The sequence below is a fragment of the Streptomyces hainanensis genome, assembly GCF_004348415.1.
GTDB classification, from domain to species: Bacteria; Actinomycetota; Actinomycetes; order Streptomycetales; family Streptomycetaceae; genus Streptomyces; species Streptomyces hainanensis.
This window is the reverse complement of record NZ_SMKI01000151.1, coordinates 1-15439: the sequence shown is the minus strand read 5'-3', so window position 1 is coordinate 15439 and position 15439 is coordinate 1. Positions and strand designations below refer to the sequence as shown.

At 73.3% G+C, this 15439-nt stretch carries 14 protein-coding genes; 6 read left to right on the top strand and 8 right to left on the bottom strand.

The features are described from left to right. Positions 1-22: 22 nt before the first annotated feature. The 3 genes from moaC to galU are packed head-to-tail and all read right to left on the bottom strand — an operon-like array spanning position 23 to position 2746. Positions 23-523, bottom strand: coding sequence for a cyclic pyranopterin monophosphate synthase MoaC (moaC, locus tag E1283_RS15985; RefSeq protein WP_132818706.1), 501 nt, complete (start codon positions 521-523; stop codon positions 23-25). Positions 524-546: 23 nt separating this feature from the next. Then, on the bottom strand, positions 547-1821 hold the full coding sequence (gene glp, locus E1283_RS15980) for a molybdotransferase-like divisome protein Glp (protein ID WP_132818705.1): 1275 nt from the start codon (positions 1819-1821) through the stop codon (positions 547-549). A 13-nt stretch (positions 1822-1834) separates the two neighbouring features. Next, complete coding sequence (gene galU / locus E1283_RS15975; RefSeq protein ID WP_132818704.1) at positions 1835-2746, bottom strand: UTP--glucose-1-phosphate uridylyltransferase GalU; 912 nt, start codon at positions 2744-2746, stop codon at positions 1835-1837. 152 nt (positions 2747-2898) lie between these two features. On the opposite strand from galU, the gene E1283_RS15970 reads away from it, so the two are divergent. Continuing rightward, entirely contained in the window at positions 2899-3519 is a 621-nt protein-coding gene (locus E1283_RS15970) for a 5-formyltetrahydrofolate cyclo-ligase (RefSeq protein WP_132818703.1), read from the top strand. A 38-nt stretch (positions 3520-3557) separates the two neighbouring features. Here E1283_RS15970 and E1283_RS15965 read toward each other — a convergent pair whose 3' ends face one another. Further along, positions 3558-6302 (bottom strand): penicillin acylase family protein, encoded by a 2745-nt coding sequence (locus tag E1283_RS15965; RefSeq protein ID WP_132818702.1) that lies wholly within the window; start codon positions 6300-6302, stop codon positions 3558-3560. 215 nt (positions 6303-6517) lie between these two features. On the opposite strand from E1283_RS15965, the gene E1283_RS15960 reads away from it, so the two are divergent. The 3 genes from E1283_RS15960 (at position 6518) to E1283_RS15950 (ending at position 9398) form a co-directional block, all read left to right on the top strand. Continuing rightward, a complete protein-coding gene (locus E1283_RS15960; protein WP_243744872.1) occupies positions 6518-8068 on the top strand; it encodes a potassium/proton antiporter in 1551 nt (516 codons plus the stop codon). 95 nt (positions 8069-8163) lie between these two features. Then, on the top strand, positions 8164-8559 hold the full coding sequence (locus E1283_RS15955) for an FmdB family zinc ribbon protein (protein ID WP_132818700.1): 396 nt from the start codon (positions 8164-8166) through the stop codon (positions 8557-8559). Next, a complete protein-coding gene (locus E1283_RS15950) occupies positions 8556-9398 on the top strand; it encodes an S-methyl-5'-thioadenosine phosphorylase (protein WP_132818699.1) in 843 nt (280 codons plus the stop codon). The genes E1283_RS15955 and E1283_RS15950 overlap by 4 nt, the downstream gene beginning before the upstream one ends. A 16-nt stretch (positions 9399-9414) precedes the next feature. Here the strand turns inward: E1283_RS15950 and E1283_RS15945 are convergent, their stop codons facing one another. Further along, on the bottom strand, positions 9415-9927 hold the full coding sequence (locus tag E1283_RS15945) for a methylated-DNA--[protein]-cysteine S-methyltransferase (RefSeq protein ID WP_243744874.1): 513 nt from the start codon (positions 9925-9927) through the stop codon (positions 9415-9417). Positions 9928-10094: 167 nt separating this feature from the next. Here E1283_RS15945 and E1283_RS15940 point away from each other — a divergent pair, with 167 nt between their 5' ends. Together E1283_RS15940 and mscL are read left to right on the top strand one after the other, a co-directional pair. Next, on the top strand, positions 10095-10700 hold the full coding sequence (locus tag E1283_RS15940) for a hypothetical protein (RefSeq protein ID WP_243744871.1): 606 nt from the start codon (positions 10095-10097) through the stop codon (positions 10698-10700). A 150-nt stretch (positions 10701-10850) separates the two neighbouring features. Then, positions 10851-11381 (top strand): large conductance mechanosensitive channel protein MscL, encoded by a 531-nt coding sequence (gene mscL / locus E1283_RS15935; protein WP_425086181.1) that lies wholly within the window; start codon positions 10851-10853, stop codon positions 11379-11381. A gap of 26 nt (positions 11382-11407) precedes the next feature. Here the strand turns inward: mscL and E1283_RS15930 are convergent, their stop codons facing one another. The 3 genes from E1283_RS15930 to E1283_RS15920 form a co-directional block, all read right to left on the bottom strand. Further along, positions 11408-12079: an AMP-binding protein gene (locus tag E1283_RS15930; RefSeq protein WP_132818697.1), complete on the bottom strand. Its 672-nt coding sequence runs from the start codon at positions 12077-12079 to the stop codon at positions 11408-11410. A 198-nt stretch (positions 12080-12277) separates the two neighbouring features. Beyond that, positions 12278-13234 carry an acyl-ACP desaturase gene (locus E1283_RS15925; protein WP_132818696.1) on the bottom strand — a complete coding sequence of 319 codons (957 nt, stop codon included), beginning with the start codon at positions 13232-13234 and terminating at the stop codon, positions 12278-12280. 153 nt (positions 13235-13387) lie between these two features. Further along, positions 13388-15406, bottom strand: coding sequence for a PTS fructose transporter subunit IIABC (locus E1283_RS15920; protein WP_132818695.1), 2019 nt, complete (start codon positions 15404-15406; stop codon positions 13388-13390). Between the last annotated feature and the right edge of the window lie 33 nt (positions 15407-15439).

Below are 15439 nucleotides of genomic sequence, written 5' to 3'. Positions count from 1 at the left end.
ACGCTCCTCGTCGACGGCGCACTCACCGTGCGCGGGCCGTGGCCGCAGGGGGTCGTGCCACCGCCAGTCCGCGGCCGCCGGTCTTCTCCTCGACCCTGATGTCGGTGATGACGGCGGCCTTGTCCACGGCCTTGACCATGTCCACGACGGTGAGCGCGGCGACGCTCACCGCCGTCAGCGCCTCCATCTCGACGCCGGTGCGGTCACTGGTGCGCACCGTGGCGGCGATCTCCACGGCGTCGTCGGCGACGTGGAGATCGACCTGGACGCCGGAGATCGCCAGCGGGTGGCAGAGCGGGACCAGTTCGGGGGTGCGCTTGGCGCCCATGATCCCGGCGATCCTGGCGGTGGCGAGCGCGTCGCCCTTGGGCACGCCGCCGTCCCGCAGCAGCCCGACGACCTCGGGCGACACCAGCACCCGCCCGGTGGCCCGCGCGGTGCGCGCGGTGACGTCCTTGCCTGACACGTCGACCATCCGGGCGGCGCCCTGGGCGTCGATGTGGGTGAGATGAGGGGCACTCATGAGGAGCTACGGTACTCCCCGGGTCAGCCCAGCAGCACCACCGTCAGCTCGGCCCCGGGGGCGACCTCGGTCACCTGCTCGGGGATCTCGACCAGCGCGTCGGCGCGGGCCAGGGCGGCCAGCAGGTGGGAGCTCGCGCCGCCGACCGGGGTGACCGTGCCGACGTGCTCGCCGGCGGCCGGCGGGGTGTGGACGCCGCGCAGGAACTGCCGGCGGCCGGGCGGCGAGGAGAGCGGGCCAGGGGCGACCAGGCGGGCCTGGACGCGGGGGCGGTGCAGCGCGTCGGGGGCCAGGCCGGCCATGGCGCGCAGCGCGGGCCGGACGAACAGCTCGAAGGAGACGTAGGAGCTGACCGGATTGCCGGGGAGGGCGAACAGCGGGACCCCGCTCGGGCCCAGCAGGCCGAACCCCTGCGGCTTGCCCGGCTGCATGGCGAGCCGGCGGAACTCGATCCCGGACCCCTGTTCCAGCGCCTCCTTGACCACGTCGTAGGCGCCGACACTGACACCGCCGCTGGTGACGACGAGGTCGGCCCGCACCAACTGGTCGTCGAGGACGGCGCGCAGCGTGGCCGCGTCGTCGGCGACGGCGGCCACCCGGTAGGCGACGGCGCCGGCGGCCTGGGCGGCGGCGGTGAGCGCGAAGCTGTTGGAGTCGTGGATGCGGCCGGGCTCCAGGGGCTCGCCGGGGGGCGTCAACTCGCTGCCGGTGGAGAGGACGACGACCCGCGGCCGCGGGTGGACGGGCACGGCCGCGTGGCCGAGCGCGGCCAGCAACCCGAGCTGGGGCGGGCCGAGGACGGAGCCCGCGGTCAGCGCCAGGGCGCCGGCCGCCGCGTCGCTGCCGCGGCGGCGGATGTGCTGGCCGGCCGCGACCGGCCGGTGGACCCGGACCTCGGGGCCGTGCGGGCCCGAGGTCATGGCGTCGGCGGGGCCGCCACCGGCGCCGCCGTCCGTCCACTCGACGGGCACCACGGCCTGGGCGCCGGGCGGGACGGGGGCGCCGGTCATGATCCGGGCGGCCTGCCCGGGGCCCACCGTGGGCAGGTTGCCGCTGCCGGCGGCGATGTCGCCGACCACGCCGAGCACGGCCGGGAACTCCTCGGTGGCACCCTCCACGTCGGCGAGCCGCACCGCGTAGCCGTCCATCGAGCTGTTGTCGAAGGGTGGCAGCGCGGCCGGCACCGTGACGTCCTCGGTGAGCACGCACCCGGCGGCGTCCAGCAGCGGCAGCTCGATGGGGGCGAGCGGCCGCACCGCGCGCAGGATGTCCGCCAGGTGTTCGTCGACTGACCACATGGCGGACAGTGTGTCAGTCAACGGCCGGCATCTCCTCGGCCACGTAGCTCCGCAGCCAGGTGCGGAACTCGGGCCCGAGGTCGGGGCGTTCGCAGGCGAGCCGGACGATGGAGCGCAGGTAGTCGGCGCGGTCGCCGGTGTCGTAGCGGCGGCCCTTGAAGACGACGCCGTGCACCGGGCCGCCGGGGGCGCCCTCGGTGGTCATCGTCTGCAGGGCGTCGGTGAGCTGGATCTCGCCGCCGCGCCCGGGCGGGGTCCTGGAGAGCACCTCGAAGACGCCGGGGTCGAAGACGTACCGGCCGATGACCGCGTAGTTGCTCGGGGCGTCCTCGGTGCTCGGCTTCTCGACCAGGCCCGTGACCCGCATGACGCCGTCGGTGACGGGGGCGACGGCCGCGCAGCCGTAGAGGTGGATCTGCTCCGGGTCGACCTCCATCAGCGCGATCACGCTGCCACCGCGCTCGGCCTGGACCTCGATCATGGTGGTGAGCAGCGGGTCGCGCGGGTCGATCAGGTCGTCGCCGAGGAGGACGGCGAACGGCTGGTCGCCGACGTGCGGCGCCGCGCAGGCCACCGCGTGGCCGAGGCCCTTCGGGTCGCCCTGGCGGACGTAGTGCAGGGTGGCCAGCTCGGTGGAGGCCTGCACGCGGGAGAGCCGCTCCTCGTCGCCCTTGCGGCGGAGCGCGTCCTCCAACTCGTAGTTGCGGTCGAAGTGGTCCTCGACCGGGCGCTTGTTCCGCCCCGTGATCATGAGCACGTCGGTGAGGCCGGCGGCCGTCGCCTCCTCCACCACGTACTGGATCGCCGGCTGGTCCACGACCGGCAGCATCTCCTTGGGCGTGGCCTTGGTGGCGGGGAGAAAGCGGGTGCCGAGCCCAGCGACGGGGATGACGGCCTTGCTGAGTCGGGGGCGTGGTGACGTCATGCGGTCACCTTATCCATCTAGTGTGCCTGGACCGAGCACTTTATAGATGAACGTCACGTTATGAGCAGTTTTGCATTACCGCTGAATGCGTGTGAATGGGACTGATTGGGTACGGTCGCGAAGACTTGTGAAGGGCGAGTGGGCGGGAGCCGATGGGAGACAGCACGGAGATCGCGGCGCAGAAGCGCGAGGTCAGGCGCGACCTGCTGGCGGTGCGCGCCGCCATGGCGGACGACGAGGTCGCGCAGGCGGCGCGACAGCTGGCCGGGCACGCCCTCGAGCTGCCCGAGCTGGCCGGGGCGCGCACGGTCGCGGCGTATGTGTCGGTCGGTCACGAGCCCGGCACCGCCGAGCTGCTGGCCACGCTGCGGGCCCGCGGGGTGCGGGTGCTGCTGCCGGTGCTGCTCGCCGACGACGATCTGGACTGGGCGGAGTACGAGGGCGCCGGCCGCCTCGTCGAGGCGGAGCACGCCGGCCGGATCCGGCTGTTGCAGCCGGGCGGCCGGCGCCTCGGCCGGGACGCGGTGACCGAGGCGGACGTCGTGCTGCTGCCCGGCCTGGCCGTCGACGGGCGCGGGGTGCGGATGGGCCGCGGCGGCGGCAGCTACGACCGGGTGCTGGCCCGGATCACCGCCGCCGGCGCGCGGCCGGCGCTCGTGGTGCTCGTCTACGGCCACGAACTGGTGGACGCGGTGCCGTGGGAGCGGCACGACCGGCCCGTGCAGGCGGCCGTCACCCCGGAGGGCGCGCACCGCTTCACACCGCTGGACTGATCCGTTCACCCCGCGCGCCGGGCCGCCGTCATCCGCCGTCATCCGCCGGTGTTCGCCGGCCGCAGGGTCAGCGTGTTCGCGGCCGCCTCCTGCACCGCCTCCGTGCCGTAGGCCCAGGGCAGGTACTCGCCGTCGGCCCACAGCTCGGTCTGGTCGGTGTAGTTGGGGTGGAAGGCGTGACCCGAGGCGCCGGACAGGTTGATCCACTGGGACTCGTCGAAGTTGTCGAGGCTGACGATCATCCGCATCGACGGCACCCAGGTGATGTCGTAGCCGCCGGCCGCGTTCCAGCCGCTGGCGTCCACCGCGTCCGAGCCGCCCGACAGGTTCCACGGGCCCCGGTTCAGCAGCCACTGGACCGGGCCCGGGCCCTCGGTGCCCAGCGTCTGGTTGTTGAGCATCAGCCGGTGCAGCCGGCCCCAGCTCCAGGTGTCGATGTCCTTGCCGAGCTCGGCGGTCAGCTCCCAGCGGGCGTCCCGCATGGCACGCCGCAGCAGCTCGTCGCGGTTCTCCGTGGCGTCCTGGGTGCGGCTGGCGGGCGTCACCCACCACTCGTTCTCCGGATCCTCGAGCAGGTTGCCGACGACCTCGAACCAGCGGTCGCCGCCGTCCGGCTGCGCGGTCTCGGGGGAGCGCTCGCCGCACTCGTTGATCAGCCGGGTGCCGCCGTCGAGGTCCTCGATCGGCTGCGACTCGTCGGCCGGGCGCACCAGGAGGCACTGGCCCTCGACGCGCAGTTCCTTGGGGAGCTTGTTGCCGAACGCGAGCTGGAGCAGGTTGCGCCAGACGGCGTTGTAGTAGGCGGCGCCCGGCGAGTCGGCGTCCTGGCTGAAGTCCCAGCCGACGAGCAGTTCCTGGGCCTCGCGGACGTAGGGGTCGGAGATGTCGACGTCCAGCAGGTAGGGCACCAGGTTGCGGGCCATCTCGTTGCTGTTGTCCAGCTGGATGGACTGCATGTCGCCCATCGAGATCCGGCCGCCGTCGCTGATGGTCTCCTCGATCAGGTCGCCGATCCGCTGGCTGCGGGTGCCGTAGCTCCAGTCGTCGGTGAGGGCGTACGGGTAGGCGTCCTCGTCTATCACGGCCTGGTTGGCGGTGACGATGTAACCGCGCTCCGGGTTGAACTCGGAGGGCAGCTCGTCGAACGGGATGAACTCCTCCGTCCAGTCGTAGGACGAGTCCCAGCCGGGCGCCGGGTAGCGGCCGTCGCCGTCGCGGCGGATCGGGATGGCGCCGGGCGCCTGGTAGCCGATGTTGCCCTCGGTGTCGGCGTAGATCAGGTTCTGCGAGGGGACGGCGAAGTCCGCGGCGGCGGCCCGGAACTCGTCCCAGTCGGTGGCCGCGTTGAGGCCGAAGACGGCGTCCATGGTGCGGGACGGGGTGAGGGCGGTCCAGCTGAGCGAGACGGCGTAGCCCTCGCCGCGGTCGGGGGCGGCCGTGTCGACCGGTGCTCTGTCGCCGACGCCGGCCAGCTGTTCGTCGCGGTCCGAGATGACGGGGCGGCCGTCGACGGTCCTGACCGTTATCTCGCGGGTCTCGCCGCCGGCGACGCGGAGCTCCTCGGTGCGGGACTCGTACGGCTCCTCGCGGCCGTCGACCACGTGGTTGCCGTTGGTGAGCTTCTCAAGACGCAGGTCGGTCACGTCGGCGCCGAGGTTGGTCAGGCCCCAGGAGATGTTCTGGTTGTGGCCGATGACGACGCCCGGCATCCCGGAGAACGTGAAGCCGCTGACGTCGAACGGGCACTCGGCGCTCAGCTCGTTGCAGTGCAGGCCCATCTGGTACCAGATGCCGGGCAGCGAGGGGGCGAGGTGCGGGTCGTTGGCCAGCAGCGGCATGCCGGTGGTCGTGTAGTCGCCGGAGACCACCCAGGAGTTGGAGCCGATGCCGCTGCCGTCCGGGCCGAGCAGGCTGGGGATCTCGTCCAACGTGCGGGTGAGGGCGGCGAGCTGCGTTGACACGCCGGTGTAGGCGTCCTCGATGCCGGTGCCGTCCCCGGTGCCGGTTTCGCTGCCGTCCCCCGTGCCGCCGTCGACGGGTGCGAAGTCCTCGCCGTCGGCCAGGTCGCTGGCGTTCTCCGTGACGATCGGGGCGTTCCGGTCGTAGGGGTAGTCCGGGTACAGCTCCTCGATCTGCTCCGGTTCGAGCCGCTGGGCGAGCAGGGCGCGGTCGATCTCCTCCTGCATGTTCCCGCGCAGGTCCCAGGCCATCGCCTTCAGCCAGGCCAGCGAGTCCACCGGCTCCCAGGGCTCGGGCTGGTAGTCGTTGACGAAGCCCAGCGCCGCGTACTCCACCGAGAGCTCGGCGCCGCCGCGCTCCTCCAGGTAGGCGTTGACGCCCGCCGTGTACGCCTCCAGGTAGTCCTTGGTCTCGTCGGACAGCTGCTCGTCCCACTCCTGCTGGGCCACGTCGTGCCAGCCGAGGGTCCGCAGGAAGGCGTCCGTCTCCAGCTGGTCGGCGCCGAACATCTCGGAGAGGCGGCCGGCCGTCATGTGCCGGCGCACGTCCATCTCGTAGAAACGGTCCTGCGCCTGGACGTACCCCTGGGCGCGGAACAGGTCCTCCGGGGTGTCCGCGTACAGCTGCGGTATGCCGTTGGCGTCGCGCACGACGGTGACCTCGGAGGTCAGTCCGTCGATCGCGATCTCCCCCGACGTCTGCGGGTAGGACGCCCGCACGGTGCTGATGCTCCAGTAGGCGCCGTAGCCGACACCGGCCACGAGCAGCATGACGAGCGCGATCACGAGCAGACGACCGCGTCGCCTGGGCTTCTTGGCGGGCATGTCTGTCCTTCACAGGGCAGCTGAGCGATTGGAAGCAACCATAGACATACGGCCACTGAGGTGAGCCTACGGGGAGTCAGCAGCCCGGGCCGCCGCGTTCGTATGATGGTAAATTCGGCGCAAAGCTGACGATTTGGTGTCGCTGTATGGTGCACCCGGTTCGCGACGCAGTGACACGCAACGCAGTGGCACGCAACGCGGTGACGCGAAACGCAGTGACACGAGCACGGGCTGGCACGGATCGGGAAAGCGAGGGCCGGGCACTGACTGTCGACCGCCTCAACGAGCTGCTGCTCGGCTTCTCCCTCGTCCTGCTGGTGGCGGTCGCCGCGGTCCGGCTGACCTCGCGCAGCGGGCTCCCGTCGCTGCTGCTCTACCTGGCGATCGGCGTGGCGCTGGGCAAGGACGGCCTGGGCATCGAGTTCCACGACGTCGAACTCACCCAGGTGCTCGGGTACGCGGCGCTGGTCGTCATCCTCGCGGAGGGCGGGCTCGGCACCCGCTGGCACGACGTCAGGCCGGCGTTGTCCACGGCGGCCGTCCTCGCCACGGTCGGCGTCGCCGTCAGCGTCGGCGTCACGGCGCTCGCCACCCACTACCTCGTCGGGCTCTCCTGGCAGGCCGCGCTGATCATGGGGGCCGTCGTCTCCTCGACCGACGCCGCCGCCGTGTTCTCCGTGCTCCGCCGGGTGCCGCTGCCGCGCCGGCTCACCGGCGCGCTCGAAGCGGAGTCCGGCTTCAACGACGCCCCGGTCGTCATCCTGGTGGTGGCGTTCTCCGAGCACTACGGCGAGTCGGGCTGGCACGTGCTGCTGCTCGAGATGGTCTTCGAGCTCGCCGTCGGCCTGGCCGTGGGACTGCTCGTCGGCCGCCTCGGGGTGCTGGCGCTGCGCGGGATCGCGCTGCCGGCCTCCGGTCTCTACCCGATCGCCGTGATCGCCTTCGCGGTGCTCGCCTACGCCGCCGCCGCACTGCTCCACGGCAGCGGCTTCCTCGCCGTCTACCTCGCCTCCCTGGTGCTCGGCAACGCCGCGCTGCCGCACCGGCCGGCCACCCGGGGGTTCGCCGACGCCGTGGCCTGGGTCGCGCAGATCGGCCTGTTCGTGCTGCTCGGGCTCCTGGTCGACCCGGACGCGCTGTGGGACGACGTGGGCCCCGCGCTGATCATCGGCGGAGTGCTCACGTTCCTGGCCAGGCCACTGTCCGTGGTGCTCTGCCTGACGCCGTTCCGCCGGCCCTGGCGGGAGCAGGCCCTGCTGTCTTGGGCGGGGCTGCGGGGCGCGGTGCCCATCGTGCTGGCGATCATCCCGGTGGTGGCGCACGCGCCGGACAGCGACCGGATCTTCAGCATCGTGTTCGTGCTGGTGGTCGTGTACACGCTGGCCCAGGGGCCGACGCTGCCGTGGCTGGCGCGGCGGCTGCGGGTCGGGGAGGGCGAGAAGACGGTCGACGTGGACATCGAGTCCGCGCCGCTCGAACGACTGCGCGGGCACCTGCTCTCGGTGTCGATTCCGACGGCGTCCCGGATGCACGGCGTGGAGATCGCGGAGCTGCGGCTCCCGCCGCAGGCGGCGGTCACGCTGGTGGTCAGGGACGGCGCCAGCTTCGTCCCCGGGCCCACCACGGTGCTGCGCCGGGGCGACGAGCTGCTCGTGGTGACGACGGACGAGGTGCGCGAGGCGGTGGAGCGGCGACTGGTCGCGGTGGGACGGGGCGGCAAGCTGGCCGGCTGGCTGCACCCGGAGCGCGGGCCGTCCCCGGCGTGAGGGGCCGCGGGGGGCGGCAGTGGACTTAGGACCCCGGAATGTTGCACGATGGACCGTCGTTAGCACTCCATGACCATGAGTGCCAGGAGGAGTTCGTGCCGACTTATCAGTATCAGTGCACCGAGTGCCGCGAGGGCCTCGAAGTGGTGCAGAAGTTCACCGACGACGCACTGACGGTGTGCCCCAACTGCCAGGGGCGGCTGAAGAAGGTGTTCTCAGCGGTCGGCATCGTGTTCAAGGGCTCCGGCTTCTATCGCAACGACAGCCGCAGCACCTCGTCGTCCAGCAGCCCGGCGTCGTCGTCCGCCAAGGCGGACAAGCCGGCTGACAAGGGCGGCAAGTCCGAGAAGAGCGGTGACTCGGGCTCCGGCTCGTCGTCGTCCTCGTCCTCCTCGGCGGGCTCGGGCGGTTCGTCCTCGTCCTCGTCGTCCGCCGCGTCCTCCTCGGCGGGCTCGTCGAAGAGCGCCGGTAGCGCCGCGTCCGCCGCATGACGGGCCCGCGGGCCGAGATCGGGGTCATCGGCGGCTCCGGCTTCTACTCGTTCCTGGACGACGTGACCGAGGTCACCGTCGGCACCCCGTACGGCCCGCCGAGCGACTCGCTGTTCGTCGGCACCGTCGGGGGGCGCGAGGTGGCGTTCCTGCCCCGGCACGGGCGCGATCACCGCCTCCCGCCGCACCGCATCAACTACCGCGCGAACCTGTGGGCGCTGCGCGCCCTGGGCGCGCGCCAGGTGCTGGGCCCGTGCGCCGTGGGCGGGCTGCGGCCGGAGTACGGCCCGGGCACCCTGCTGATCCCCGACCAGCTGGTGGACCGCACCAGGAGCCGGGTCAACACCTTCTTCGACGGCGAGCCGCGGCCGGACGGCACCCGGCCCAAGGTGGTGCACGTCTCGCTGGCCGACCCGTACTGCCCGGCCGGGCGGAAGGCGGCGCTCGCCGCCGCCGCGGGGCGCGGCTGGGACGCCGTCGACGGCGGCGCGATGTGCGTCATCGAGGGCCCGCGCTTCTCCACCAGGGCCGAGTCGCGCTGGCACGCGGCCCAGGGCTGGTCGGTGGTCGGCATGACAGGGCATCCCGAGGCGGCGCTCGCCCGGGAGCTGGAGCTCTGCTACACGTCGCTCGCCCTGGTCACCGACCTGGACGCGGGTGCCGAGGCCGGCGAGGGCGTCTCGCACGCCGAGGTGCTCGCGGTCTTCGCGCAGAACGTGGACCGGCTGCGGGACGTCCTCTTCGACGTGATGGCGGGCCTGCCGGCGGGCGACGCCCGTGACTGTGAGTGCGGGGCGGCCCTGGCGGGCCAGGACCCGGGTATCGAGCTTCCGGCGTAGGCGGTTGGGCGCGTCGTCAGAACGCCGCCCGCTGGCCGGACTCCAGTGACAGCAGCAGCCGCTTGCGGGCCACTCCGCCGAGGCCGAAGCCGGTCAGGTCGCCGGAGGCGGCCAGCACCCGGTGGCACGGCACGACGATCGGCACCGGGTTGGCGCCGTTGGCCGCGCCGACCGCGCGGGCCGCGGTGGGGCGGCCCAGCTCCCTGGCCAGCTCCCCGTAGCTCAGCGTCGTGCCGTACGGAATGGTGACCAGCCGCTCCCAGACACTGCGCTGGAACGGCGTGCCGCCGGTGGCGATCCGCAGTTCGAACCGGGTGCGGCCGCCGGCGAAGTACGCCGTGAGCTGGTCGGCCGCCTCGCGGAACGCGGCCGGGGCGGGGGTCGACTCCGGCTCCGGGCGGCGGTCGGCCAGCAGGTCGATCCTGCTGAGGACGCCCTCGCCGTCGCCTCGGAGCAGCAGCTCACCGAGGGGTGAAGGGATGACGGTGTGGTGCGGGTGGGACCCGGCGGGCGGGGGCAGGAAGCTGATCGACACCCGATCCACTCTCGGGCCTGCCGGCCGCGGGTGCTAGCGGGTTTCGGACATCAACCTGGTCCACCCCCGGTTTTCACCCCCTGAGGTGACGACGTTATCCACAGGCGCCGGGTTGTCCACAGGCTCGAGCGGGATTCGCCGCGGCCGATCACGCTGGGCGCATGAACTCTCCCCAGGCTCCGCCCCGTTCGACCAGCACGCCGACCAGCGTTCCGACCGTCACGGGGACCAGCATGTCGCTCACCGCTCCCGGGGGCCGGGCCGTGCCCGAGTTCGCGCCGGTGCGGCCCAGGGGCGGCCGGCACCGGCTGCGGCGGGCGCTGCGCCGCCGTCGTCGGCCGGTGGCGCTGTCGCTGGCACTCGCGTCGGCCGTGCTGGCCCTGGCCGTGCCCTGGTCGCGGGAGCGGGAGCCGGCGGAGGCCGCGCCCGAGGTGGCGAGCGGGGCCCGTGAGGGCCCCGCGCCGGGCGGTGCCGAGCGGGCGCCGGCGCGGCTGGTGGCGGCCCCGGTCCGGATCGCCGACGCGGCGACGGTCCGGCTGCTCGGGCCGGGAGACCGGGTGGACGTGCTGGCCGCCGGCACCGAGGGCGCGGCCCGGGTCGTCGCCCGGCGGGCGCTGGTGGCGGAGGTGCCGGGCGGCGGAGGCGCGGAACGGGAGGACGGCGGTGCCGGCGCGGGGGCCCTGGTGGTGCTCACGGTCTCCTCGGACACGGCGGCGAAGCTGGCGGGAGCGGCCGCCCAGGCCGAACTGGTGATCGTCCGATGGTGAGTCCTATTACCGCTGAGAGGGCATCCGACTGGACAGGCTCCCCACCGCTGATGCAGCGTGTGGCGCGCAATGTGTGTCGGATCGGCCAGGCCCTCGGGGCCGGCCGGGTCGGAGAGAGGTGGCGCGGTGAGCGAGGGGAGGCAGGGCGTCGTGGCAGGGGTCACGGGCGTCCTCGGCGGATTCAGGGACTTCCTGATGCGCGGGAACGTGCTGGAGCTCGCGGTCGCGGTGGTGATCGGCGCGGCCTTCACCAACATCGTGAACGCGATGGTGGAGGGCGTGATCAACCCGGTGATCGGTGCCTTCGGCACCCAGGACCTCAGCGCCTACGAGCTCTGCCTGCGTGGCGAGTGCTCGGGTGGCGGCGGGGTCGCGATCCGCTGGGGCTCGGTGATCAGCGCCTCGCTGACGTTCCTGATCACGGCCGCCGTCGTCTACTTCCTGATGATCCTGCCGCTGACCAGGTTCATGTCCCGGCTGAAGGGCGGGCAGCAGGAGGCCGAGGCGGCCGCGCCGACGCCCACCGAGCTGGATCTGCTCATCGAGATCCGGGACGAGCTGGTCGCCAGGCGCACCGGCCGTCCCATGGCCACGGTGGGCGCGCAGCGCTCGGGCGACCCGGAGGCGCCGGCGGCCCCGGCCGAGGGCCAGGACCGCGGGGACGGGCTCGCCAAGGAGTAGCCGCGGGGCGCCCGCCCCGGCGGGCGTCACAGGTGGTGCGGCGGCTTCTCGTTCACGAAGCGGGCCAGATCGCCGGCCGTGTCCTGCGGCGGGTGGTCGCCCCACCCGCCGTCGCTGTCGTCCGCCGAGCGGTGCTGGAGCGGGTCGTCGAAGACCAGCCGGTCGGCCGGTGGCTCCTCCCGGTGCTCACCGGAGGGCGGGCTGCTGCTCATGTCCTCAGGGTACGGCCCGGATGGCAGCCGCCTGCCGGCCAGCCCCTCGTGCCACCACAGGTCGCGGTCGGGGGTCCAGGGCACCGGCCGGGCGAACTGCGGGACCACGACCACCGAGCGCACCTGCGGGCAACCGGTCAGGGCCCGGTCGAGGCCGGCCTTGACCTGGATGGGGCGCCCCTCGGCCGCGTAGGAGTCGGCGGTGACCACCACCTCCGCCCCGGAGCTGGCTATTCGGTGGCGCACGTAGCCCTCGTGGTCGCCGAGCGGCAGCGTGATGCGCTGGGCGTCGACGCGGATGCAGGCCAGCGTGATCACCACCGACTCCAGACACATGGGCAACAGCACCGCCACGGGATCGCCGCCGCGCACCCCGAGTCTGGCCAGCATGAGGGCGGCTTGCTCACCCTGCCGCAGCAGTTGGGCATGGTTGAGCACATCGGCCGGGCGGAACCCGCCGCCCCGGCCGTGTTGATCTCCGGACATGAGAGGCAGCCTCGCTGCCCGGGATTGATGTCCGATAAACGTCTGCTGGACGGGCGCGTGTCGGCGTTTCCCGGCTGGCGGGCGAGGCGCCCCGGGAGCCGGGGGAGGCGTGCGACCGGTGACCCCGAAGCGTCCGCGCGCGTCCGGGGGCACCGGCCCTTCCATGCTCCCGTCCCCGTCGTGTTCACGGCAACCGGGTCAGGGCCGTGCGGCGGTCCCCGCCGGCAGCCTGGCGATCCGCTCCTGGAGGTGGGCGAAGCGGAGGGCCTGCCGGGCGGAGTGGTCGAGCAGCCGGGACAGCCGGTTCCTGGCCTGCTCCCCGTCCGGGCCGAGCCCCGTCGCCTCGAAGACCCGCAGGAAGCGGACCACGGGCAGCAGCACCTCGTCGTGGTGCGTCACCGGGGTGTAGATGCCGGACCGCGCCATCGACCGTGCGAGTCCGCCGAAGCCGGGGGCGCCGTGCCCTGGCCGCCTGATGGTGTCCACCACGTCGGCGAGTGCCCGCACCGTCCGGTCGGGGTCCCGCTCCATCGCCGCCGCCAGCACCGTCCGGTAGAACAGCATGTGGTGGTTCTCGTCCCGCGCGATGCGGCGGAGCATCGCCGCGCAGGTGGGCTCGTCGCAGAGCCGCCGGATGTTGCGGTAGGAGATCCGGGTGCCGAGCTCCTGGAGCGTCACGTAGACCAGGGAGGCCAGCACGTCGCCCCGGTAGTCGATCTCGTAGCCGTTCTGCACGTGGGCCGAGCGGTCGCGTTCCAGCGCGACGGGGTCGGCGGAGCGGGTGACCAGCAGGTAGTCCCGGATGGCCATCCCGTGCCGGCCCTCCTCGACCGTCCACCGGTGCACCCAGGTGCCCCAGGCGCCGTCCAGCGAGAACAGCTCGGCGATCACCCGGTGGTAGCTCGGCAGGTTGTCCTCGCTGAGCAGGTTGTGCAGCAGGCCGTCCCTGGCCGCGTCGCTCAGCCGCTGCTGGCCCGGTTCCCAGGCCAGGCCGCCCAGCACCCCGTCGAAGTTAGCTCCCTCGCTCCACGGCACGTACTCGTGCGGGTACCAGTCCTCCGCGTTCCGCAGGTGCGCGTCCAGCGCCTTGGCGACGACGGGTTCCAGATCCGAGAGCAGGCGGACGTCCTCGCGGGACCCCGGGCGCCGATCCATGTTTCTCCCCACGCGCGTGCGGCCGGTCGCCGGCCGCCCTGGCACAGGGCTATCACCGCGCGCCGTCACCTTGCCGGGTCGATGACCCGGCCGGGTGACGGCGATCGCCCGATTTCACCTGTACCGGTCTACCCGGGACGGCCCGGGCTCCGGTCAGGCCGCGGCCGTGGCCGTCACGCGCTCCTCGGTCGGCTTCGGCGCCGGAGCGGCGGCCCCGCCGTCGCCGTTCCGCCGGTCCTGTCCGCCGGCCCGCCGCCCCTTCAGCAGCACCACGAGCGTCGTGGTGACGAGGGTGCCGGCGGCGACGGCCAGCAGGTACGCCACCGGGCTGCCGACGAGCGGCACCACGAAGACGCCGCCGTGCGGGGCGCGCAGCGTGCTGCCGAACGCCATCGACAGGGCGCCGGTGACGGCGCCGCCCGCCATCGCCGACGGGATGACCCGCAGCGGGTCGGCCGCGGCGAACGGGATGGCGCCCTCGCTGATGAAGGACGCGCCGAGCACCCAGGCGGCCTTGCCGTTCTCCCGCTCGGTCGGCGTGAACAGCCGCCCCCGCACGGTGGTGGCCAGGGCCATGCCCAGCGGCGGGACCATGCCGGCGGCCATCACCGTCGCCATGATCTCCAGGCTGGCCTGGGTGGGGTCGGCCACGGCGATGCCGCCGGTGGCGAAGGCGTAGGCCACCTTGTTGACCGGGCCGCCCAGGTCGAAGCACATCATCAGGCCGAGCAGCACCCCGAGCAGCACGGCGTTGGTGCCGCTGAGGTCGCCCAGCCAGTCGGTCAGGCCCTCCTGGGCCTGCGCGATCGGCTTGCCCACCACGATGAACATCAGGAAGCCGACCACCGCGGCGGAGAGCAGCGGGATCACCACCACCGGCATGATGCCGCGCAGCACCGGCGGGATGCGGACCCGCTGGATGCCCATCACCACCGTGCCGGCCAGCAGGCCGGCGGCGAGGCCGCCGAGGAAGCCGGCGTTGATGGTGACGGCGATGGCGCCGCCCACGAAGCCCGGCACGAGGCCGGGGCGGTCGGCCATGCCGTAGGCGATGTATCCGGCGAGCACGGGGATCAGGAAGCCGAAGGCGGCGCCGCCGATCTGGAACATCAGGGCGGCCCAGCTGTCCGCCTCGGTCCACACGAAGTGGTCGGCGACGGAGGGCGCCCCGTTGATCTCGTAGCCGCCGATCGCGAAGGCGAGGGCGATGAGCAGGCCGCCGGCCGCGACGAACGGCACCATGTAGCTGACGCCGGTCATCAGCCACTTGCGCAGCCGGGTGCCGAAGTGGTCGCCGGGCTCGCCGGCCCGGTCGAGCGGCGTCCGCGGGGCGTCGTCGGGCGCGGTGACCTCGCCGCGGGCCGCCTTCCCCCTTGCCTCGGCGAGGAGTTCGGCCGGCCGGCTGATGGCGGCCTTGACGCCGACGTCGACGGTGGGCTTCCCGGCGAACCGGTGCTTCTCCCTGACCTCGACGTCGTGCGCGAGGATCACCGCGTCGGCGGCGGCGACGATCTCCGGCGCGAGCCGCTCGAACCCGGCCGAGCCCTGGGTCTCGACGGTGATCTCCACGCCCTCGTCGCCGGCCGCGCGCTCCAGCGACTCGGCGGCCATGTAGGTGTGGGCGATCCCGGTGGGGCAGGACGTGACGGCGACCACCCTGAACGGGCCCTCCTGCGGGAGGGATCGGTCGCCGTCGCCGTCGCCTTCGGCGGGCTCGGCGTCGTCGTGGGCCTCGTCCGCGGCTATCAGGGCGGCGGCCTCGGCGGCGGTCGCCGCCGCCCGCAGGGCCGCGGTGAACTCGGGCCGCATCAGCTGGCGGGCCAGGGCGGAGAGGATCGTCAGGTGGTCCTCGTCCGCGCCGGCGGGCGCGGCGATCAGGAAGATCAGGTCGGCGGGGCCGTCGGCCGCGCCGAAGTCGATGCCGTGGGCGGCGCGTCCGAAGGCCAGGCTCGGCTCGGTGACGTGCGCGCTGCGGCAGTGCGGGATGCCGATGCCGCCGTCCAGGCCGGTCGGCATCTGCTCCTCGCGGGCCGCCACGTCGGCCAGGAAGCCGTCGAGGTCGGTCACGCGGCCGGCGGCGGCCAGCCGCTCGGCCAGGGCGCGGGACGCCGCCTCCTTCGTGGTGGCGGTCAGGTCGAGGTCGACCAGTTCCGGGGTGATCAACTGGCTCATCGCACGGCTCCATTGGCGGGACGGGGGAGGGGG

Coding starts and splice junctions, on each gene's coding strand:
- moaC (WP_132818706.1), bottom strand. CDS start 523: ATGAGTGCCCCTCATCTCACCCACATCGACGCCCAGGGCGCCGCCCGG.
- glp (WP_132818705.1), bottom strand. CDS start 1,821: ATGTGGTCAGTCGACGAACACCTGGCGGACATCCTGCGCGCGGTGCGG.
- galU (WP_132818704.1), bottom strand. CDS start 2,746: ATGACGTCACCACGCCCCCGACTCAGCAAGGCCGTCATCCCCGTCGCT.
- E1283_RS15970 (WP_132818703.1), top strand. CDS start 2,899: ATGGGAGACAGCACGGAGATCGCGGCGCAGAAGCGCGAGGTCAGGCGC.
- E1283_RS15965 (WP_132818702.1), bottom strand. CDS start 6,302: ATGCCCGCCAAGAAGCCCAGGCGACGCGGTCGTCTGCTCGTGATCGCG.
- E1283_RS15950 (WP_132818699.1), top strand. CDS start 8,556: ATGACGGGCCCGCGGGCCGAGATCGGGGTCATCGGCGGCTCCGGCTTC.
- E1283_RS15940 (WP_243744871.1), top strand. CDS start 10,095: ATGAACTCTCCCCAGGCTCCGCCCCGTTCGACCAGCACGCCGACCAGC.
- E1283_RS15930 (WP_132818697.1), bottom strand. CDS start 12,079: ATGTCCGGAGATCAACACGGCCGGGGCGGCGGGTTCCGCCCGGCCGAT.
- E1283_RS15925 (WP_132818696.1), bottom strand. CDS start 13,234: ATGGATCGGCGCCCGGGGTCCCGCGAGGACGTCCGCCTGCTCTCGGAT.
- E1283_RS15920 (WP_132818695.1), bottom strand. CDS start 15,406: ATGAGCCAGTTGATCACCCCGGAACTGGTCGACCTCGACCTGACCGCC.